At 48.0% G+C, this 22,006-nt stretch carries 20 protein-coding genes and 1 tRNA gene; 13 read left to right on the forward strand and 8 right to left on the reverse strand.

What is annotated here, in order from left to right; all coding sequences use genetic code 11:
- Window positions 1-54: 54 nt before the first annotated feature.
- The 12 genes from C7Y71_RS06000 to C7Y71_RS06055 all read left to right on the forward strand — a co-directional run bounded on the left by C7Y71_RS06000 (window position 55) and on the right by C7Y71_RS06055 (window position 11,986).
- The gene (locus C7Y71_RS06000) at window positions 55-1,254 is read left to right on the forward strand and encodes an argininosuccinate synthase (protein WP_111899178.1); all 1,200 of its coding nucleotides are present in this window, start codon (window positions 55-57) and stop codon (window positions 1,252-1,254) included.
- Window positions 1,238-2,212, forward strand: a complete 975-nt coding sequence (argC, locus tag C7Y71_RS06005) for an N-acetyl-gamma-glutamyl-phosphate reductase (RefSeq protein ID WP_111899177.1) — start codon at window positions 1,238-1,240, stop codon at window positions 2,210-2,212. Before C7Y71_RS06000 ends, argC begins: the two co-directional genes overlap by 17 nt.
- A 113-nt stretch (window positions 2,213-2,325) precedes the next feature.
- On the forward strand, window positions 2,326-2,562 hold the full coding sequence (locus C7Y71_RS06010; RefSeq protein WP_111899176.1) for a hypothetical protein: 237 nt from the start codon (window positions 2,326-2,328) through the stop codon (window positions 2,560-2,562).
- Window positions 2,559-2,837 carry a Txe/YoeB family addiction module toxin gene (locus C7Y71_RS06015; protein WP_111899175.1) on the forward strand — a complete coding sequence of 93 codons (279 nt, stop codon included), beginning with the start codon at window positions 2,559-2,561 and terminating at the stop codon, window positions 2,835-2,837. The genes C7Y71_RS06010 and C7Y71_RS06015 overlap by 4 nt, the downstream gene beginning before the upstream one ends.
- Before the next feature lie 36 nt (window positions 2,838-2,873).
- Complete coding sequence (locus C7Y71_RS06020) at window positions 2,874-4,001, forward strand: aspartate aminotransferase family protein (protein WP_111899174.1); 1,128 nt, start codon at window positions 2,874-2,876, stop codon at window positions 3,999-4,001.
- A 37-nt stretch (window positions 4,002-4,038) separates the two neighbouring features.
- Window positions 4,039-4,992 (forward strand): N-acetylornithine carbamoyltransferase, encoded by a 954-nt coding sequence (locus C7Y71_RS06025; RefSeq protein ID WP_111899173.1) that lies wholly within the window; start codon window positions 4,039-4,041, stop codon window positions 4,990-4,992.
- Window positions 4,993-5,010: 18 nt separating this feature from the next.
- The gene (gene argB, locus C7Y71_RS06030) at window positions 5,011-5,781 is read left to right on the forward strand and encodes an acetylglutamate kinase (protein ID WP_111899172.1); all 771 of its coding nucleotides are present in this window, start codon (window positions 5,011-5,013) and stop codon (window positions 5,779-5,781) included.
- Window positions 5,778-6,845: a M20 family metallo-hydrolase gene (locus tag C7Y71_RS06035; protein ID WP_111899171.1), complete on the forward strand. Its 1,068-nt coding sequence runs from the start codon at window positions 5,778-5,780 to the stop codon at window positions 6,843-6,845. The genes argB and C7Y71_RS06035 overlap by 4 nt, the downstream gene beginning before the upstream one ends.
- A 43-nt stretch (window positions 6,846-6,888) precedes the next feature.
- Window positions 6,889-8,184, forward strand: a complete 1,296-nt coding sequence (gene argH / locus C7Y71_RS06040) for an argininosuccinate lyase (RefSeq protein ID WP_111899170.1) — start codon at window positions 6,889-6,891, stop codon at window positions 8,182-8,184.
- Between the two features lie 276 nt (window positions 8,185-8,460).
- Window positions 8,461-9,009 carry an NADH peroxidase gene (locus C7Y71_RS06045; RefSeq protein WP_111899169.1) on the forward strand — a complete coding sequence of 183 codons (549 nt, stop codon included), beginning with the start codon at window positions 8,461-8,463 and terminating at the stop codon, window positions 9,007-9,009.
- 152 nt (window positions 9,010-9,161) lie between these two features.
- Window positions 9,162-9,719 (forward strand): TonB family protein, encoded by a 558-nt coding sequence (locus C7Y71_RS06050; RefSeq protein WP_193215855.1) that lies wholly within the window; start codon window positions 9,162-9,164, stop codon window positions 9,717-9,719.
- Between the two features lie 29 nt (window positions 9,720-9,748).
- Complete coding sequence (locus C7Y71_RS06055) at window positions 9,749-11,986, forward strand: glycoside hydrolase family 95 protein (RefSeq protein WP_111899167.1); 2,238 nt, start codon at window positions 9,749-9,751, stop codon at window positions 11,984-11,986.
- Between the two features lie 552 nt (window positions 11,987-12,538).
- Here the strand turns inward: C7Y71_RS06055 and ypfJ are convergent.
- From ypfJ to tyrS, 8 genes are all read right to left on the reverse strand, one after another.
- Window positions 12,539-13,411, reverse strand: coding sequence for a KPN_02809 family neutral zinc metallopeptidase (gene ypfJ / locus C7Y71_RS06060; RefSeq protein WP_111899166.1), 873 nt, complete (start codon window positions 13,409-13,411; stop codon window positions 12,539-12,541).
- Window positions 13,412-13,724: 313 nt separating this feature from the next.
- Entirely contained in the window at window positions 13,725-14,111 is a 387-nt protein-coding gene (locus tag C7Y71_RS06065; protein WP_111899165.1) for a (deoxy)nucleoside triphosphate pyrophosphohydrolase, read from the reverse strand.
- Window positions 14,108-16,228, reverse strand: a complete 2,121-nt coding sequence (locus C7Y71_RS06070) for a DNA/RNA helicase domain-containing protein (protein ID WP_111899164.1) — start codon at window positions 16,226-16,228, stop codon at window positions 14,108-14,110. Before C7Y71_RS06070 ends, C7Y71_RS06065 begins: the two co-directional genes overlap by 4 nt.
- 25 nt (window positions 16,229-16,253) lie before the next feature.
- Entirely contained in the window at window positions 16,254-17,237 is a 984-nt protein-coding gene (locus C7Y71_RS06075; protein WP_111899163.1) for a DUF362 domain-containing protein, read from the reverse strand.
- 474 nt (window positions 17,238-17,711) lie between these two features.
- Window positions 17,712-17,785: transfer RNA gene (locus tag C7Y71_RS06080), tRNA-Ile, on the reverse strand.
- A gap of 49 nt (window positions 17,786-17,834) precedes the next feature.
- The gene (locus C7Y71_RS06085) at window positions 17,835-18,233 is read right to left on the reverse strand and encodes an HIT family protein (RefSeq protein WP_111899162.1); all 399 of its coding nucleotides are present in this window, start codon (window positions 18,231-18,233) and stop codon (window positions 17,835-17,837) included.
- A gap of 16 nt (window positions 18,234-18,249) precedes the next feature.
- Window positions 18,250-18,714 carry a transcription elongation factor GreA gene (gene greA, locus C7Y71_RS06090; protein ID WP_111899161.1) on the reverse strand — a complete coding sequence of 155 codons (465 nt, stop codon included), beginning with the start codon at window positions 18,712-18,714 and terminating at the stop codon, window positions 18,250-18,252.
- A gap of 155 nt (window positions 18,715-18,869) precedes the next feature.
- Entirely contained in the window at window positions 18,870-20,165 is a 1,296-nt protein-coding gene (gene tyrS / locus C7Y71_RS06095) for a tyrosine--tRNA ligase (RefSeq protein ID WP_111899160.1), read from the reverse strand.
- A 382-nt stretch (window positions 20,166-20,547) separates the two neighbouring features.
- On the opposite strand from tyrS, the gene C7Y71_RS06100 reads away from it, so the two are divergent.
- The gene (locus C7Y71_RS06100; RefSeq protein WP_111899159.1) at window positions 20,548-21,990 is read left to right on the forward strand and encodes an amidophosphoribosyltransferase; all 1,443 of its coding nucleotides are present in this window, start codon (window positions 20,548-20,550) and stop codon (window positions 21,988-21,990) included.
- Window positions 21,991-22,006: the final 16 nt, after the last annotated feature.

A 22,006-nucleotide genomic window follows, 5' to 3' on the forward strand; every position in this document is an offset into this window, starting at 1 on the left:
ATTTACAAATAAATATCCTCCCTCAACAACGGGGTTTGAAAGAAATATTGCATTATGGAAAGAAAGAAAGTAGTACTCGCCTTCAGTGGCGGATTGGATACCTCCTTCTGTGTGAAATACCTCACCGAAGAGAAAGGTTATGACGTATATACTGCCATCGCCAACACAGGCGGTTTTAATGCCGAGGAATTGAAAGTGATAGAACAGAAAGCACTCGCCTTGGGGGCTGTGCGTCACGCTACACTTGACATAGAGCAGACTTATTACGAAAAGAGCATCCGATTCATGGTATATGGCAACGTGCTTCGCAACGGTACATATCCCATCTCTGTGTCTTCAGAACGTATTTTCCAGGCTATTGCCACCATCAACTATGCCAAGGAAATAGGTGCAGATGCTGTGGCACACGGATCAACTGGTGCAGGCAATGATCAAGTACGTTTTGACCTCACATTCCAGATACTTGCACCAAACATAGAAATAATCACCCCTACACGCGACATGGGGCTGACACGTGAATATGAAATCAACTATCTCAAAGAACATGGCTACGAAGCGGACTTCACAAAGTTGGAGTATAGTATCAACAAAGGTCTTTGGGGTACAAGTGTAGGCGGTAAGGAAACACTCGACAGCAAACTGACCCTTCCCAATGAGGCTTATCCCAGCCAGTTGGTGGCAGAGGGTGAGGAAACGCTCAAACTCTCGTTCGAAAAGGGCGAACTAAGCGCGGTGAATGGTCAGGTTTATACCGACAAGGTGGCAGCCATCCGTGCAGTAGAGGCTATTGCAAGTCGTTTTGCCATAGGGCGCGACATGCACATTGGCGATACCATTGTAGGCATCAAGGGACGTGTAGGTTTTGAAGCCGCTGCACCCATCATAATTATCGCTGCTCACAAGATGCTTGAAAAGCATGTTTTGACAAAGTGGCAGCAGTATTGGAAAGAGCAAATCGGTACATGGTACGGCATGTTCCTTCATGAAGCACAGTATCTCGAACCGGTGATGCGCGACATGGAGAAAATGCTCGAGAGTTCACAACGCAACGTTACTGGCACAGTGGAAATCATACTCCGTCCGTATGGTTATACGCTCGTTGGTGTGGACAGTCCGCACGACTTGATGAACAACGATTTTGGCGAATACGGTGAAGTGATGAAGGCATGGACACCCGACGATGTGAAAGGCTTTACAAAAATCCTTGCAAACCAGATGAAGATTTACTTCAATGTCAATGGAGAGGAAGATTAAAGCTGGAATAATCGGGGGCGCAGGATATACTGCGGGGGAATTGATAAGAATTCTTATCAATCATCCATGCGTGGATATATCTTTTGTACACAGCACAAGTCAGTCTGGTCTGCCAATTTCAGATATTCATGAAAGTCTGGCAGGAGAGACGGATATGATGTTTTCCGCCGAAGCAGACCTGACGGCTATTGATGTGGTTTTCCTTTGCATGGGTCATGGCAAGAGCCGTGAGTTCTGGACGAACTATTCGCGTCCCGAACACTTGAAGGTCATCGACTTGTCGCAGGACTACCGTGATGAATCAGAGGGCTATGTGTATGGCCTTCCCGAGTGGCAACGCGAGCGCATAAAGGCAACAAGTCTTCTTGCTAATCCGGGATGCTTTGCCACAGCCATACAACTGGCATTGCTTCCTTTAGCCCAGGCAAAACTGTCAGGGAATGAAATCAACATAACAGCCATTACCGGCTCCACGGGAGCGGGAGTGAAACCTGGTGCTACGACCCATTTCAGTTGGCGGAACGACAACATCTCAGTGTATAAGGCATTTGAGCATCAGCACCTGAAGGAGATTTGCCGCAACCTGTCGCGTCTCTCGAGGACCGCAGACATGCCCGCCATCAATTTCGTACCCATGCGCGGCGATTTTGCACGCGGCATCTTTGCTTCGTGCTTCACCGATTGTTCGTTGAGCGAAGAGGAGGCAGTTGCATTGTACAAGGGTTTCTATCGCGATGCCGCCTTCACGGTGGTGAGCGACAGGAACATCAACCTTAAGCAGGTAACGAACACTAACAAGGCGATAGTTCATGTGGAGAAGCATGGAGGCAAGTTGCTCGTTCTCAGCGCGATAGACAATCTGCTGAAGGGTGCAAGCGGGCAGGCGGTGCAGAACATGAACCTCATGTTCGGACTTGATGAGTACACCGGCCTTCGCCTGAAAGGCAACGCTTTCTAAGAATAAGTAAATAAAAGATTTCTATACCGTAAGTATGAGTGTGCGATATTTGGTAGAACTCAGTTCCCGGTGTATCTTTGAAGCAATTAGAAACAAGTAGAAAAAAAACGATTATGACCGCATCACAGATAAATGCAGAATTGTACCGCCAGTTGAGCATCATTGCAGAGGATGAGACTTTGATGAAGAAACTGGTGAAATATGCCAAAAAACTTGTGGCAAAGAAAGAACAAGACTCCACACTGATGACTGAAGACGAGTTTTTCCGTCGTGTGGATGAGGCGAAGAAAGGACCAGCAAAATCATTCGATAGCATAGAAGACCTTGACCAATATATTCGCAGTTTATGAAAAAATATATTGTCGAAATCAAGGAACAAGCAGAAAAGGATTTAATTCGTCTGTTAAAGAATGAGCCTAATGCATATAAAAAGGCACTTAAACTCATAGGAGAACTGTATGAGCACCCTATGACCGGAACTGAAAAACCGGAGCGCCTGCGAGGCGATCGGGCTGGTCAGTGGAGCCGACGCATCACATCAAAACATCGGTTGATATATGAAATCCACGATATGCAGGTAACCGTAATCGTTCTTACTGCATACGGGCACTACGATGATATTTAGTGAACATCAAATAAATAATCATGATTTGAATCTATAATGACACTATTTCCTGTTTACAGCCTTTACGAAGTGGAGCCCGTTCGTGGCAAGGGGAGTTACGTTTATACAGCCGACGACACGGAATACCTCGACCTATATGGCGGTCATGCTGTCATCAGCATAGGTCATGCTCATCCGCATTATGTACAGATGATTTCAGAGCAATTGGGGCAGTTAGGATTCTATTCCAATAGCGTTGAGAACAGCCTTCAACAGCAGTTGGCTGACCGATTGGGAAAGGTAAGCGGTTACGATGATTACCGGTTGTTCCTTGTCAACAGTGGTGCTGAAGCCAATGAAAATGCCGTGAAGGTGGCATCGTTCGCCACAGGCAGGAGTCGTGTGCTCGCTTTCAGGGGTGCATTCCATGGCCGCACGAGTGGTGCAGTGGAGATGACCGACAATCCGAAAATCAACTCTCCCTTCAACGCGACGGACAAGGTAACCTTCGTGCCGCTTGGCGACATAGAGAGCGTGCGCAGGGAACTCTCTTCGGGTGAATACTGCGCTGTAATCGTGGAAGGCATACAGGGTGTGGCAGGCATACGAATGCCGGGCGACGACTTCCTGCGTGAACTGCGCGAGGAGACCCTCCGGCAAGGCACCTGCCTCATACTCGACGAGGTGCAGAGCGGTTACGGGCGCACAGGACGTTTCTTCGCGCACCAGTGGGCAGGCATACGTCCTGACCTCATCACCATGGCGAAGGGCATGGGCAACGGTTTTCCGATAGGCGGTGTGCTTATAGCGCCGCAATTTGAAGCCACGCCGGGTATGCTCGGCACCACATTCGGCGGCAACCACCTCGCCTGTGCGGCAGCCATTGCCGTGCTTGATGTCATTCAGGATGAGCATCTTGTGGAAAATGCCGAAAAAATGGGCGACTACCTGATGGAAAGGCTCTCTGCGATGAAAGGCATAAAGGAACTACGCGGACGCGGACTGATGATAGGTATCGAAATAGAAGAATCGGCATCTGAACTCCGTAAGCGCTTAGTATATGAAGAGCATGTCTTCACAGGCGGTGCAGGACAACACACCGTGCGCCTGCTTCCCGCGCTCAATATAGGAAAGAAAGAAGCCGAAAGTTTTATGACGCATTTCGAGAAAGTGCTCGGCGCATAACACAATATGACAATCCACTTTTTTGCAAAATAACAATATGAAAAGATTTCTCTCACCAGCCGACATAGGCGACCTTCATCAGGCATTGCAGGAGGCACTTGCAATCAAGGCTGACCGCTATGCCAATGTGGAACTCGGGCGTAACAAGACGCTACTGATGATTTTCTTTAATAACAGTCTGCGAACACGTCTCAGCACACAGAAGGCCGCCATGAACCTTGGTATGAATGTCATCGTCCTCGACGTGAATCAAGGGGCTTGGAAACTCGAAACTGAGAGGGGAGTGATAATGGACGGCGACAAGTCGGAACATTTACTTGAAGCCATTCCTGTGATGGGATGTTATTGCGACATTATAGGCGTGCGGTCCTTTGCCAAATTTGAGAATAAGGAAGACGACTATAGCGAGAAGATCCTGCAACAGTTTATTGATTATAGCGGACGTCCGGTATTCTCCATGGAGAGTGCCACACGCCATCCGCTGCAAGCCTTTGCCGACTTCATAACCATCGAGGAACACAAACGCACTGAGCGTCCGAAGGTGGTGCTCACTTGGGCTCCGCATCCCAAGGCGTTGCCCCAGGCTGTGCCAAACTCTTTTGCTGAATGGATGATTGCTGCAGGCTATGACCTGACCATTGCGCAACCCGAAGGTTACGAACTCGACGAGAAATTTACGCAAGGCGCAACTATCACACACAATCAGGATGAAGCGCTCGCGGGAGCCGATTTCGTCTATGCAAAGAACTGGGCTGCCTATTCCGACCCGAACTATGGAAAGGTGTTAAGCAAAGACATGAGTTGGACGGTAAGCAAGGAGAAAATGGCGCTGACAAACAATGCTTTCTTTATGCACTGCTTGCCGGTGCGCCGCAACATGATTGTTACCGACGATGTCATTGAGGCGCCGACAAGCCTTGTCATACCCGAGGCTGCCAATCGTGAAATTTCTGCAACAGCCGTGCTGAAACGAATGCTTGAAAGCCTGTAAATAAGCGTACTAACACAAATGATAACGGTCGTAAAGATAGGTGGAAACGTGATTGACAATGCTTCGGCTTTGTCAGGTTTCCTCGACGTTTTTTCGAAATTAGAAGGCCCGAAAATGCTCGTTCACGGCGGCGGAAAACTCGCCACACGGTTAAGCGCACAGATGGGGGTAAAAACGAAAATGGTTGAAGGTCGTCGCGTCACAGACAAGAAAACGCTCGACATCGTGACGATGGTATATGCCGGGTTGACAAACAAGAACATAGTGGCAGCCCTTTCTGCAAGGGGTGTGAAAGCCGTTGGCCTGAGCGGAGCAGATGCAAACGTAATTCCTGCAACAAAGCGCGCCCCAAACCCCATCGACTTTGGATACGTGGGCGACATCAATCCCGCTGAAGTAAACACGGATTTTATCAAGACTTTGCTTGATGCGGACATAGTACCTGTGTTCTGCGCCCTGACCCACGATAGCCATGGAAGTCTTCTCAACAGCAATGCTGACAGTGTGGCTTCTGCAGTGGCGATTGCAACTTCACATATTTCTGCAACAAGACTCGTGTTCTGTTTCGAGAAACCCGGGGTGCTGCTTGATGTGGAAGATGACAACAGCGTTATTCCGATAATAAATCGGTCGAAATATGCTGAACTGCGTGCCAAGAATCTGATTTTTGAAGGCATGCTACCGAAGATAGACGGCGCTTTCAAGGCAATAGATAATGGTGTAAAGGAAGTCATCATAAAATGTGCGGATAGCCTGCTTTGTAATACTGGCACAACCATACAAGAATGATACAACTCGACGAACTTTTTTCCGATGCTCTCCTTTTGCTGGACCGCCTGATTAGTACACCCTCGCTCTCATGCGAAGAGTGCAACACTGCGGACATCCTTGAGCACTTCCTTTCGGAAAAAGGACTTGCCAATGTGCAGCGCGTGGGAAATAATGTGTTTATGCGAGCGGCAGCATGGGATGAAAGTAAGCCGGTGTTGCTCCTGAATGCCCACCACGACACAGTACACCCTTCGCCGTCATACACACGCGACCCGTATGAGCCGGCGCACGAGGATGGCTGCATTTACGGGCTCGGGAGCAACGACGACGGCGGCTCTGTCGTAGCGCTCATAGCGGCTTTTCGGCATCTATATGAAACACCACTCGCCGCCAACCTTATTCTCGCTATCTCTGCAGAAGAAGAAGTCAGCGGAAAGGATGGTATCTCGTCTGTCTTGCCATATCTTGGGCGCATAGACATGGGGCTAGTGGGTGAGCCTACCGGTATGCAGGCAGCCATAGGCGAACGTGGACTTGTGGTGCTTGACGGTCTGGCAAAAGGCAGACGCGGTCATGCAGCGCGCAATGAAGGCATCAATGCGGTCTATATAGCCATCGAAGACATCAATCGTCTTCGCGATTTCCGTTTCGAACGGGTTTCGGAACTACTTGGCGATATAAAGGTCAGTGTTACGCAGATTTCGGCAGGGAAACAGCACAATGTTGTGCCGGACGAATGTAGATTCGTGGTGGATGTCAGAACGACTGATGCTTACAGCAACGAAGAAACAGTATCGCTCTTACAGTCCGTTTGCAACAGTACGCTTATCCCACGTTCAACGCGCTTGAGTGCTTCCGGTATCGACCGGACACACCCACTTGTGCGCACAGCACTGCAGTTGGGCAGAACCACTTATGTGTCGCCCACAATGTCGGACATGGCCCTGATGCCTTTCCCTACATTAAAGATGGGACCTGGCGATAGCGCAAGATCACATAGCGCCGACGAATACATTCGCGAAGAAGAAATCCGTGAAGGCATACACATCTATATTGATTTTCTTAAAAAATTGCAATTATAACCCCGGGCATTGCACCCATCCTTTATACACTTTATACACAAATATGAAACTCTGGGACAAAGGCTATGAACCAAACCAATGGATAGAAGAATTTACCGTTGGACAGGACCGCGAATTAGACCTCGAATTGGCGCGATACGACGTAGAAGGCTCTATGGCGCACATCCGTATGCTCCAAACCATAGGATTGCTTACCAGCGAAGAACTCGACTTGCTGCTCGGCGGTTTGAAGCAAATAGCCGATGAGATAGAAGAAGGAAAATTTACCATAGAAGAAGGCATAGAAGACGTTCACTCCGAAGTGGAATTGTTGCTGACAAAGCGCTTGGGCGATATAGGTAAGAAAATACATGCAGGACGCTCGCGCAACGACCAAGTCCTTGTGGACCTGAAACTGTTCTATCGTGCAGAGATTAGAAAAATGGCAGAGAATGTTCAACATGTGTTTGACCGTCTGCAGGAACTCAGCGAACGCCACAAGGACGTGCTCATGCCTGGCTATACCCACATGCAGATTGCCATGCCTTCGTCCTTCGGATTATGGTTCGGCGCATACGCAGAGACACTTGTGGACGACCTGCAGGTGCTTCGTGCTGCATACGACGTAGCCAATCAGAATCCGCTCGGCAGTGCGGCAGGATATGGAAGTTCTTTCCCGCTCAACCGCACGATGACCACACAGTTGCTGCATTTCCGTGATTTGCACTACAACGTATGTGCCGCACAAATGAGCCGTGGCAAGACAGAACGCGTCTTGTCTTATGCCCTGAATGCCATAGCATCAACAGTAGGAAAATTTGCCATGGACGTGTGCCTTTTCAATAGCCAGAATTTCAGATTCATCACACTGCCACAAGAATATACGACTGGTTCAAGCATTATGCCGCACAAGAAAAATCCCGACGTGTTCGAGATTATGCGTGGCAAGTGCAACCGCCTGCAAAGCATAGTGGGCGAAGTCTCGATGCAGACCACTAATCTCCCACAGGGCTATCAGCGCGACTTGCAGTTGCTGAAGGATGTAACCTTCCCCGCAATCAGGATGATGAACGATTGCCTCGAAATGCTTCATTTCATGCTTGGGCATATAGAAGTGAATACAGACATCCTTTCCGACCCGATGTACGACTATCTCTTCACTGTGGAAGACGTGAACCGCCTGACGCTTGATGGCATGCCCTTCCGTGAGGCATATCGCACAGTCGGCATGCAGGTGCAGCATGGCGAATATCAGCCCACAAAGGAAGTACACCACACCCACGAAGGAAGCATAGGCAACCTTTGTACCGACAAGATACGCGAAAAGATGAAAAGCGTGATGAAAGCCTTTTCAGATTGAGGACACCCCCATTTTTCGGTCTAATGACCGATTTGGGTTTATCTTGCGCCAAGAGAGACACGCCGAGGTTACATATTTACAGGTTTCACCTACCCTACACTTTTATGCAGAGAGATTGAGGGCGATATAACCTGTAACTATGTTTTTACGGATCTATATTCCGCATAAAAATTCCATTGAAAATAATATGGCGTTTGAAGAGATATATTATAGGACTTTTTTTTATCTTTGCATTTGAATTATTATTTAATTTTACGAAACATATAGACTAACAACATGAAGAAGAAATTTGTTTGCACAGTATGTGGTTATGTTCATGAAGGGGATGCTGCTCCCGAACGTTGCCCGGTATGTAATGTTCCTGCTTCTAAGTTCAAAGAGGTTAAGGAAGACGAACTGAACTTTGTTTCCGAGCATGTCATTGGCGTTGCTGCCGACTGCGATGAAGAGATGAAGAAAGACCTTAATGCCCACTGGATGGGTGAATGCTCCGAGGCGGGACAATATCTCGCTATGGCCCGTCAGGCTGACCGCGAGGGTTATCCCGAGATTGCTGCTGCTTTCCGCCAGTATGCTTACGAGGAGGCCGACCATGCCAGCCGTTTCTGCGAACTCCTTGGCGAAAACGTATGGGACACCAAGACGAACCTCTACAAGCGCATGATTGCTGAAGCAGGTGCCTGCGAAGACAAGACTCGCATTGCAAAGCGCGCAAAAGAACTTGGTCTTGATGCCATCCACGACACAGTGCACGAAATGGCTCGCGACGAAGCACGCCACGGCAAAGGTTTCCAAGGGCTCTACAAGCGCTATTTTGGAGAATAAGCCTAATTTATAGGACACCCCTAAAGTTATGAAAAGGCGGTTGATGTCGAATGATGTCAGCCGCTTTTGCTTTGCGATGTAGATTTCTTGAGAATAAACAAGGAGGGGTGCCGTTTTTTTTCTATTTTTGCGGTAAACAAATCTATCATGATATGTATCGGTTAAGGCATATACTCAAAGTTTTTTCTTTCTCTCTGCTTGTTTTCGGGCTTTGTCCTCAGTTGCTGCATGCACAGTCCATGCAAGAACTGAGACATTCGGCAGAACTTGGCAATGCAGAGGCACAGTTCGCTCTTGGCGATTGTTATTTCCATGGTAATGGAGTGGAACAGAACTATGCGGAGGCAGAGATGTGGTATCGCCGCGCCACGGCGCAGTGGTATGCCTTGGCTAAAATGCGTCGCGACGCACTCAATCTGAAGAGCGAGGCATCTTTCAGTGGCAACTGGAGTCAGTTTCTGCTCAGCCACTTGAAATATCCTGATAAGGCCTTGAATGAGAACGTGCAGGGTACGGTGATGGTAGAATTCATCGTAGAGACGGACGGTTCCGTTTCTGATGTTAAGGTGCTACGCAGTGTGTCAAAGGAGTGTGATGATGAAGCGGTCCGTGTAGTGAAACTCGGCAAATGGGGTCCGGCTGTCGATAACAACGACCAGAAAGTGCGCACACGCTTCCTGCAACCCATCACTTTCCGTCTTGAAGAGTAATTAACCCGACTATAGCAAAACAAGATACGATGAGAATATTTTTAGTTTTCATAATGGCTATTTTTGCCAACACCGCACTCCTTGCGCAGCAGGCGCGGATGGAGTTATGGTATGATAAGCCTGCCACAGACTGGATGACGCAGGCTTTGCCAGTAGGTAACGGCGAATTGGGTGCAATGTTCTTTGGCGGTGTGGAGCAGGAGAACATTCAGTTCAATGAAAAGACACTTTGGGAGGGTAGTCCCACAGTGCGCGGGGCGTACCAAGACTTCGGACTTATTACGCTCGACTTCCCCGGCTACAAGGAGCAACTGAACTACCAGCGCGGTCTTGATCTCGACTCTGCCATAGGTTATGTGCGTTACACTTCGCATGATCTGGATTTCCGCCGCGAATACATCGCCAGCCGGAGGAACAAGGTGGTGGCAGTCAGGATTACCACGCCCGGCAACAGCGGCAGGCTGAATTTCTTCGTTGATATCAACGACGCACACCATGCAGAGAGAACACTTGAGAACTCCACCTTTACCCTTCGCGGAGAACTGACACACCTGAATTATGAGGCCCAACTCCGCGTGGTCAATGAAGGTGGGTCTGCCATCGCCTCACAAGGCAGGATACGCATAGTGAATGCTGATGCCGTGACCCTCATCCTGGCAGCAGGCACTAACTACGACATTGCCAAGGCAAACTACATCGGACAGACTGCAGAACAACTCCACAGCACTATCTCGCGCCGCATCAGCATGGCAAGCCGTAAGGGCTATGACAAGTTGCGCCGGGAACACGTGGCAGACTACAAGGCGCTCTACGACCGTGTGAAACTCGACCTCCACTGTCAACAGCCTGAAATGACAACGGCAGAACTCGTGCGGAAGCACACCGAAAGCAACTATCTCGATGCACTTTATTTCCAATATGGCAGATACCTTGCCATCTCATCGTCGCTCGGCATGAACCTGCCCAACAATCTGCAGGGCATCTGGTGCAACTCCAACACTCCGCCATGGGAAAGTGATATCCATACGAACATCAACATACAGATGAACTATTGGCCCGCAGAGCCCACCAATCTGGCAGAATGTCATGAGCCGTTCATCAATTACGTAAAAACCGAAGCACTCCGCGACAGCGGCAGTTTCCAGAATTTAGCCCGACAGGAGGATTGTCGCGGGTGGACTGTCTGCACACAGAGCAACATCTTCGGACAGACCGACTGGAACATCAACCGTCCGGCAAATGCCTGGTACTGCATGCACCTCTGGCAGCACTACCTCTTCTCGCAGGACAGGCACTTCCTGAAAAAAACGGCATGGCCCGTCATGAAAGTGACATGCGAATACTGGTTCGACCGGCTGAAGGAAGTGAACGGCAAACTGCTCTGCCCTGACGAATGGTCGCCCGAGCACGGCCCATGGCAGGACGGTGTGCCATACGCACAACAACTCGTCTATGAACTCTTCGCCAGTACGCTCGAAGCCTGCAAGACACTGAAGTCAGACCCCGCTTTCGAGAATGAACTTCGCGACAAACTAATCCGCCTGGACCGTGGCATAGAAATCGACGAAAGAGGCGAGATAAAAGAGTGGAAGACAGACAAGGAGAACTTGGCTGAACGCGACAAGGAACATCGCCACATGTCGCACCTCATAGCGCTCTATCCCGGCACACAAATCAGTTTTATGCAAAATGCCGACACGGCGAATGCTGCCAAGCGTTCCATGCTGTCGAGGGGCGACGGTGGCACAGGTTGGAGCCGCGCCTGGAAGATATCCCTCTGGGCACGCCTGCTCGATGGCAACCATGCTCACAAACTCCTCAAGGCGGCATTAGCCCTCGCCACGGCGAACAACGTGCAGATGGGCGGTTTTGCAGCCGGTGTTTACGAGAACCTGTTCGATGCTCACCCACCCTTCCAGATTGACGGCAACTTCGGCGCCACGGCAGGCATGGCAGAAATGTTGCTTCAGAGCCATCTGGGCTATCTGCACATCCTTCCCGCTCTGCCCGATGCCTGGCCCAAGGGTTCTGCAGAAGGCCTGCGCGCTGCCGGCAATTTCACGATCAGTCTCAGTTGGGACAAGAAACAGCCCACTGCCATAACCATCCTCTCGGGAAGTGGGAAAGCATTGGATATCTGCCTCGACAATGCCGACCGCCTCAGCAGCATTACCGATGCCAGCGGCAGGAGCATCAGTTTCACGCGCAACGGCAACCGAATATCCTTCCCCACGAAATCAGGAAAGACGTATCGACTGGTATTCTGAGAATTTTTTGTCCGGTAAAAAAACAGGAACAGAGAATGAAGTTTCATAGAAGTATGTTGATACAGGTTTTAGCCGTTCTGAACGCGAAAGCAAATTTAACGCGAAGGCATCATCGCTGACTCTTTGACGCCAATTATATCTTCGCTTCGCTTGAGCGGCGCGTATGCCTACGGCGCAGTATAGTTGAAAGTGAACAGTGGACAGTTGATAGTTTTTCGGCGCAAGGTCTTTGCGTCTTCGCCGAGCGAAGCAATGGCTGAATTCGTGTCAAAGACAGGGCGAAAAAAAGTTCGTGTTAATTCATGTCCTTCGCGTTATAAAAACTACAATGCTCATCGCGTTCCAAAACAAACCTATGTGTTATAAAAAGTAAGCCCATCATCAACGAAAAAAAACTCAAAAGAACGATGTAAACGGACTTAAAGCAGTTCTCTTAAAACTTTTACCGGACACCTATAATTCTGAGACTATACTGGCGAACATATTAAACAACGGCGGGAGGTACAAGTGAGTACTTCCCGCCGCGTTGTATGCGTATGCTTAAGGGGTGTCCTATAATTCTGCGTCGCTCTTGCTGTATGTGTCGCCAAGGTCCATGTTGCCTGTCTGCAAACCGAGTTTCAGCCATTTCATGCGCTGCGCACTTGTGCCGTGCGTGAAACTTTCCGGCTGTACACGGCCCTGCGCTTTCTGCTGCAGATAGTTGTCGCCGATTTTATGAGCGCAGTCGATGGCTTCCTCCAAGTCACCTTCTTCAAGCGAATTGTGCAGGCTCTGTTCGTGATGGCCCCACACGCCGGCATAGAAGTCTGCCTGGAGTTCGATGCGCACGCTGACCTTATTCGCGTCCACCTTGTTCATGCGCTGCATGTCGGCATGCTTTTCACTGAGTGTGCCGAGGAGATGCTCCACATGGTGCCCCACTTCGTGTGCAATGACGTAGGCGTATGCAAAGTCGCCGTCAGCACCGAGTTGCTGTTTCATCTGCGAGAAGAAAGAGAGGTCGATGTAGAGACATTCGTCGCCGGAGCAATAGAAGGGGCCCACTGCTGCCGTGGCGCCGCCGCAAGCGGATTGCACACTACCCGTAAACAGCACCAGTTTCGGCGGGGTATAAGTCAAGCCCCTCTTTTTAAACTCTTTCTCCCATACGTCCTCCGTGCTGGCAAGCACCTGCTTTGAAAACTTTGCAAGTTGCTGTTCCTCTTCGGTGAACTGCTGCGGATTGACTTCCTGTGTTGGACTTCCCAACTGGCTGAGATCTATTTGCTGCAGGGCTGCTGTAGGGTCACCACCCGAAAACAGAGCAAACAAAACACCAATTATTACCGCTCCGATGCCACCACAGGCAAGAAGGCCACCCGATGCGCGACGCCCGCGACGGTCTTCCACATTTGTACTTTCACGTCTTCCTGTAAGTTTCATAATTCTAAAATTTTGGGGTCAAAGTTACGTAAAGTCGAATGAAATGCCAAATTCATTTGAGTATTTCTGAGACGCAGTAACTTCGGTGAAGCCAAAGTTACGTAAAGTCGAATGAAATGCCAAATTCATTTGAGTATTTCTGAGACGCAGTAACTTCGGTGAAGCCAAAGTTACGTAAAGTCGAATGAAATGCCAAATTCATTTGAGTATTTCTGAGACGCAGCGGGTGTCAACAAGATTTGGAGTGCGCTGCCATGCAGAAATCCTGCAAATCACACCAAATTTAAAAATAAAATATCAAACGCTCTGTCGCCTAAGGATACGCAGATATTTCCTTTACCACATCCCTGTCGGCGGGCAACCACTCCACGCTGTCCAGATCGTCCTTCGTGAGCCATCGTGCCGCCTCGTGCTCTTTCAGTTTTAGGCACCCACTCTCCACGCGGCACAGGTAGCAATGCATGGTCAGGTGGAACGCGGGGTAATCCCAATCTATTGTCTTCACGAAGCGCTCCACGACAATCCGCGTTTCCAGTTCCTCCCATATCTCGCGGCGGAGCGCCTCCTCGGGCGTTTCGCCCGCCTCCATCTTGCCTCCCGGGAACTCCCAGAAGTCCTTCCACTCGCCATAGCCCCGCTGTGTGGCAAGAATCTTATCTCCCTTATGGATTATCGCGGCTACTACTTCTATGCGTTTCATAACTCTTTCAATCCGAGTGATTTCAAATACTCATAAGTTCCATCATAGAACTCTGGCAAGCGCGTTGGGTCTTCAGGGAATCCCTCTGGTGTAAGACGGCTATTGCCTTTAGGAATACAGATGATGATTCCCTGTCGAGCACGTGTTAGCAATACGCGATAAGCATTGAGCATGTACTTCTGATTCTCTTTGTTATTCTCAGGATTCCACTTATTCTTGCCGTTGAACTTATAAAAAAACCATTCCCCATCCACATATCGCATATCAGCATCCCAAAGCACACATGCATAGTCAAGTTCCAGGCCTTGAACCTGAATCTCAGTTGCAGCATCTTCCAAATAGTTGGAAGAACGGATATCTGTTTTGTCTTCAAGGAACCAATGCACAGCATTGTCTTCGTCTTGTGCAAGGATATGAACGGCCAACGGCTTGAAACGCGCAGCCACCTTGGTTACAAGAATGCCTGTCTGCTGAGTACCACGTGCTTGCTTTCTTAGCCAATTTCTTGCGGTATCCATACTACGGGTCAAAACAATCGGATATTTCCTGCTATCGACATCTTTGTAGAGTTCTGCGGCATCTGGGCGGAAAGCAAGCATTGACTGCACAAATGCAGAGAGCGTTTCCGCTCTAAAAGAACGAAGACTAACAGCAAGATGCAAATCTTCAGCAAAGGTTACTTTATCGTTGTCCTGCAACAGTTCGTTTACACGCCCTTCAGCGTATTCAACATCCGTCAGTTTGTTTGAGATATAAACATACCAATGTTTAAACATAGAATTCAAGGCCTTAATCCACTCTGTGATACCTGCCTCACCTGTATTGATTTCCTGTCCACCTCCAACAAGGCAAACAATGACCGCCCAGTCTTCACGTTGATCAAGCGACCAAATCAAGAACTCTGCTTCCGACATCGGGAAATTAGGCACCTTAAGTTTGTTGCCGTATGTACCACCTCTTTTCAGATAGTTAGCTATGCGTTTGTGCGTCCAACTGCGCTGAGCTTCATCAAAGATAGCCACATGCTCCACTTCACCATAACCAGTATGCTCCAAATGAATAGCTTTCTCTGGATCAATCTCAACGATGCCATTCTCCACAGGATTCTTAATCTTAGCCAGCATGTTGTCACGATAGCGATGAATAATCTGAATGAATTCACTCACTTCTCGCCTTGAAGCAGAAAGAGTCTTACGTTCGCCTTTCGCTACACATTTCTTCTGATTATCACGAGCCAGCGCTTCAGTCAATACAGCCACAAGAGGTCCATTGCCAGACAAATAAACAGCACCATTCTCCTTATCCAACTCGCCATCTTTATAAGTTTGTTTAATAGCTACATCCAATCCAACCAGGGTTTTGCCCGCTCCTGGTACACCTGTCACAAAACAAATACTTTTCTTTTTTTGATTTTTACTTTGTTCAATAATCTGAAGGATGTAATTGATAGTTCGGTCAGTGGAAACCTTATCTGCTTCATGACGCGTGATATCCTCTACTGAATGATTCTCATAAAGAGCGCGAGCAGCCTCAATTATTGTAGGAGTAGGAGTATAAGGACTGATAATCCAATTATCTATCGTTCCAGAGACTGAGGCATTCTCATTATTTATAACATTTATGATTAAGTCTTGAAGATGTTCTGCACCAGAAATTATAGGGTTGTAAATCTTGTCGTCATAAACAGACGGTTGGAATTCTGTAGTAGATGTCTCACGTCGCGTAGGAATCAGGATAGGCACAATAATTTTATCATGACTAAAACGGTGGAAGTTTTTGAGGTCAAGCGCATAGTCCATTACTTGCTCAACATCAGCCTGTAAAGCATCTTTTTGCCCTACCTTAAATTCAAGACAGAAAATAATACCCCGAAGCAATAGAACCACATCAACACGTTTGCCTAACCGAGGAATCTCATATTCAAAGATAACTTGAGCATCTTCCTCTTTCCAAGGAATAAGTGTCTGTTGTAAGATGTCTATTTCGCCCATCCAAGCCTCGTCTGTTGTCGTGAGCGCATCACCATGATAGTTGTTGTGAAGCGATCCCAATACTGACAGGCGTTCCTGCTCCAGAAAATCCTTAATACTGGCTATATATAAACATCTGTTCGCCATGGAATATCTTTTTAGGGATGTTCCGTTATTTATCAATACTGACGAGTTCGTATTCGCGGCTGCCGAGTCCTATTTTCTCTGCCCATTCTATGGTGTGTATGCCGTGTTGTTTGTCGATACGGTTGAGTAGGTCGGTGGGGTCGTTTTTTGCTGTTACTTTCTGCCGGTTGATAATGTCGATGCATGCCTGGTCGAGTGCTACGGGGTCGGTGGATGCGAGTATGCCGTAGTCTTCGAGTTTCACAGGTGCGGGGTGGTCTACACAGTCGCAGTCGATGGACATGTTGTTCATCACGGAGATATAGATGATGCCCTTCTGTCGCTCGAAGTAGTTGACTACAGCCTGTGCGGCTGCTGCCATGGATTCGAGGAAGCCGTCCTGATTGCCGACGTACTCAGGTGTCCAGAGTTTGCCCATGTCGAGTTTTTCCATTTTTCCAGCTGAGTGGATGTATGCCTTTCCGTTCTTTGATGCACAGCCTATGGATAGGTTTTTGAGTGCACCTCCGTATCCGCCCATGGGGTGTCCCTTGAAGTGGCTCAGGAGCACCATGAAGTCGTAGTTTGCTATGTGGCCGCCCACGATGTCGTACTTGATGTTCGTCTGGTCGTTGACGGGTATGCGTATTTCGTCGTATTCGTCCATGATGTCCACGGGGAAGTAATTGAGGAAGCCGTGGCGTTCTATCACTTTCCAGTGGTTGGCGGACGTGTTGCGCTCGTCCTTTTCGTTACCTGCTCCGCTGCCGTAGGCGGTGTTGCACTCGACGATGGTGCCGTCCACTTCAAACACGAGTTCCTTTATGAGTTCAGGCTTGAGGTAGTTGGGGTTGCTGCCTTCGCCCGTTGATATTTTCACTGCCACGCGACCTTCGGCTTTTACGCCCAGTGCCTTGTAGATCTTCACGAGTGCTTCGGGGCTGATGTCGCGGGTAACATATACTTTCGGTTGTGCCGCTGCTGTCATGGTTGCTGCCATCAGGCACAGCGCCGCTAATAGTTTTTTCATGATACTTATGCTTGACTTGTTTGATTTTCTGGTTGATTTTTGGCCTTGCTACTTCGGGTTTTTGCCATAACCTACCTAATTTATGCAAATTTGCATAAAATTATTGGATTATTTTCATTCTCCGGGGTGTTTTCTTGCGAAAGTGCAGGAAATAGTGGTTCCCTGGGCTGGAAGAGCCGTCTGTTATGATAGTTTCATGTCTATTTATGTAAAGTTCTCCATGAATTGCCATGTAATGCCCCATGAATTTTCGTAAATATAAAGTGGCATAATCTCAAATTTTGTTTAGATTATGCCAAAGTATAGTGTTATTATTTTGCGCAATCCGATATTTTTATTGACCTATAGCTCAAAAAATCACATTATATTTCTGAAAGTCACTAAAGGTCACTTTTGCTTCAAAAAGGTCACCTGAAGGTCACCCGCAAAAGAAAAAGCACCTACAAAATCTTTGTAAGTACTTGATTTTCAGAGTGGACCAGGTAGGGCTTGAACCTACGACCTCCAGATTATGAGTCTGTTGCTCTAACCAACTGAGCTACAAGTCCGTCGTTTTCGGCATTTTCCCGAAAACGGTGCAAAGATAATGCTTTATTTTTAAATATTTGTGTATGCAGTGAAGATTTTATTTGCTATCTCCTGCATCTCCTCGGCAGGAAGGGTTAGTTTTTCCTTCCAGAAGTCGAGGTCATCCTCGCTTTTGAGGGGTGCGAGGTGGATGTGTGCGTGGTTCACTTCGAGTCCGAGCACTGTCATACCGACCTTCTTGCATGGGAAAACACTTTTGATTGCTGCTGCCACATCTTTTGCAAAAAGCATGATTTCGGCGAGTTCTTCGTCGGTAAGGTCGAAGAAGTAATCTACTTCGCGCTTAGGAATGACGAGAGTATGTCCGCGTGTGATGGGGTTGATGTCGAGAAATGCGTAGTACTTATCGTTCTCAGCGCATTTGTAGGAGGGTATTTCTCCTTTTACTATTCTACTGAAAAGTGTCATGATTTAGGAGTTTTTTTTAGATACTGATGCTCATGATTTCGAGTTGAACGCTGCCCTGTGGTATTTTTATGTCCACCACTTCGCCCACTTTGTGCCCCAGCAATCCTTGTGCTATAGGTGTTGTAGAACTGATTTTGCCTTCACGTAGGTTGGCTTCGCTTTCACTGACGATGGTGTACTTCATCAGTGTGTTGTTCTTCACGTTCTTGATTTCCACCGTTGAGAGAATCTGCACGATGTCGCCTTTGAGATGCGATGTGTCGAGTATTTTTGCAGATGCAACGGCAGCCTTGAGCTCGTTGATTTTCATTTCGAGCATAGCCTGCGCTTCTTTTGCGGCTTCATATTCACTATTTTCCGAGAGGTCGCCTTTATCGCGGGCTTCTGCTATAGCAGCCGATGCTGCAGGGCGATCCACCAGTTCCATTTGGCGGAGTTGGGCTACCATTTTATCATAGCCCTCTTTTGTCATGTATGCCATGATGTTCTTTTTTAGTATATTTTCGCAGCAGAAAAAAAACCGAAAGAATTCCCGTTCAAGGGAATCCTTTCAATATCCATCTACTTTTTATTATTATGATGCAAAGTTAAGTCCTTTTTTCGACAGGACAAAATTTTTGCAAATTTTTCCTATTTTTACTTCACGGTGATGAGGAAGTAGTTCTTCTTGCCACGTTGCACGAGGAGGTATTTGCCATCGAGGAGGTCTTTCTGCTCAATGACTTGGTCGAATGCAGCAAGTTTTTCTTTGTTTAGACTCACACCACCACCTTGCACGAGTTTGCGCATCTCGCCTTTTGAAGCGAAGCACTTTGTGGTTTCAGCGAAGAGATCTACTGCCTTCACACCGAGTGCTTGATCTTTGCTTACTTCAAATTGTGGCACACCATCGAACACTTGCAATAGTGTTTCCTCGTCCAGTTTCAAGAGATTATCTTTCGTTGCCTTTCCGAAGAGGATATTCGATGCCTCGATTGCCATTTCATAGTCTTCACGGCTATGCACCATGCAGGTTACTTCTTCTCCAAGTCGCTTTTGCAGTGTGCGGCGGCCCGGATCGGCACGATGTTCCTCGATGAGGGCGTTGATTTCTTCCTGTGGTAATGATGTGAAGATCTTGATGTAACGTTCCGCATCGTCATCTGCCACATTGAGCCAGAACTGGTAGAAGCGGTAAGGTGTGGTGTAGCGGCGGTCGAGCCATACATTGCCTTGTTCGGTCTTACCGAACTTCTTGCCGTCGCTCTTCGTGATGAGCGGACAGGTCAGTGCGAATGCCTGCGCTTCGGTGCCGAGGGTGCGACGGATGAGTTCTGTACCCGTCGTGATGTTGCCCCACTGGTCCGAACCGCCCATCTGAAGTTTGCAGTTCTTCGTTTCGTAAAGGTGAAGGAAGTCGTAACCCTGCAAGAGTTGGTAACTGAATTCCGTGAACGACAGGCCATCGCTGGCTTCTCCATTGAGGCGGCGCTTCACGGAGTCCTTCGCCATCATGTAGTTCACCGTGATATGCTTGCCTATTTCGCGCACAAAGTCGAGGAAACCATAGTCCTTCATCCACTCGTAGTTATCCACGAGTTCTGCACCATTAGGCAGGTTGGTGTCAAAATCAAGAAACTTTGCCAACTGCTGCTTAATGCAAGCCTTGTTGTGTTCGAGTATCTCTGGTGTGAGCAGGTTACGTTCCTGACTCTTACCCGATGGGTCGCCTATCATACCTGTGGCACCACCCACGAGCGCAAGGGGCTTGTGGCCACAACGCTGGAAGTGGCGGAGCATCATCACCCCACAGAGGTGACCAATATGCAGTGAATCGGCTGTAGGATCTATGCCCAAATAAGCCGTAGTAAGTTCTTTTGAAAGTTGTTCTTCTGTGCCTGGCATCATCTGGTGAACCATGCCACGCCATTGTAGTTCTTCTACGAAATTCATCGAATTTGTTGTTTTATTATTTTTCGGCTGCAAAGTTAGAGCAAGTCGAGCGAAATGCCAAATTTATTTGAGCATTTCCGAGACGCAGCCTAACTTATGAAAAGTTAGAGCAAGTCGAGCGAAATGCCAAATTTATCTGAGCATTTCCGAGGCGCAGCCTAACTTATGAAAAGTTAGAGCAAGTCGAGCGAAATGCCAAATTTATCTGAGCATTTCCGAGGCGCAGCCTAACTTATGAAAAGTTAGAGCAAGTCGAGCGAAATGCCAAATTTATCTGAGCATTTCCGAGACGTGCAAGAAATACTCAAATAAATTTGGCATTTCATTCGGCTTGCACTAATTTTGCGCTTTCTAAAACCGCTTTTATAAAAGACGAAAAGACATGGGAGGTTTTTTTGGCACTATTTCTAAAAAGGAATGTGCAACCGATTTATTTTATGGCACGGACTATAATAGCCATCTTGGCACTAAACGTGCAGGTATTGTAACTTTCGATAAAGAAAAGGGCTTCACACGAAGCATCCACTCACTTGAGCGCGACTATTTCCGTAGTCGTTTTGAAGGAGAACTTGAGGCTTTCAAGGGGAATTCAGGTTTAGGTATCATCAGCGATACCGATCCACAGCCCATCCTCGTCAACTCACATCTCGGGCGCTATGCCGTCGTAACTGTGGCAAAGGTGAACAACCTGCGCGAAATTGCTGAAGAACTCAAGGAGAAGCGCATGCACCTCTCCGAAATGAGCCAAAACAACATTAACCAAACTGAACTCATCGCTCTGCTTGTTAATATGGGCGACACTTTCGTTGACGGCATCAATCTCATTTTCAAGAAAGTGAAAGGTTCATGCTCACTCCTCGTACTCACTGAAGATGGCATCATTGCAGCTCGCGATGCACTGGGCAGAACTCCTATCATATTGGGGCGAAAAGATGGCGCCTATGCAGCTACAAGTGAATCAACTTCTCTACCTAATTTAGGCTATGACATCGTTCGCAATGTAGGACCAGGAGAAATTGTGAAAATTACAGCAGAAGGCGAGGAAGTGCTGCAAAAACCATTCAGCCGTTGTCAGATTTGTTCTTTTCTGTGGGTATATTATGGTTTCCCCGTGAGCGAATATGAAGGCATCAATGCTGAATATGTTCGCGAAACGGCTGGGCAGAAAATGGGAGAGGAAGACGACCTTGAAGCCGACTGTGTGTGTGGCATACCCGACAGTGGTGTGGGCTTCGCGCTCGGCTATTCCGATGGACATAAAATACCCTATAAGCGCGCGGTACTGAAATACACCCCCACATGGCCCCGATCATTCACACCAAGCAAGCAAAGCCGAAGACAACTCGTAGCAAAAATGAAACTCATACCCAATAGAGCCATTTTGGACAATCAGCGTGTAGTGTTCTGCGACGACTCCATCGTCAGAGGAACCCAACTGCGCGACAATGTCAAAATGTTCTTCGACTATGGCGCACGCGAAGTACACGCACGCATTTCGTGTCCTCCACTCGTTTATGGTTGTCCTTTCGTAGGCTTCACTGCTTCAAAGAGCGAAATGGAACTACTTACACGCCAAATCATTCAAGATTTCGAAGGCGATGCCAACAAAAATCTTGAAAAATATGCCACAACCGACACACCAGAATACACTCGCATGGTCAATGAAATTGGCAAGCGTCTCGGACTCACTTCAGTGAAATTCAACAAGATAGAAACACTCATTGATGCCATCGGTTTACCAAAAGACCGCGTCTGCACCCACTGTTTCGATGGCACTTCATACGAATTCACCGACACACTGACCGAAGAAGAAACGGCAGAATAAGCACATATCTAAACCA

This window comes from Pseudoprevotella muciniphila (assembly GCF_003265305.2).
GTDB classification, from domain to species: Bacteria; Bacteroidota; Bacteroidia; order Bacteroidales; family Bacteroidaceae; genus Alloprevotella; species Alloprevotella muciniphila.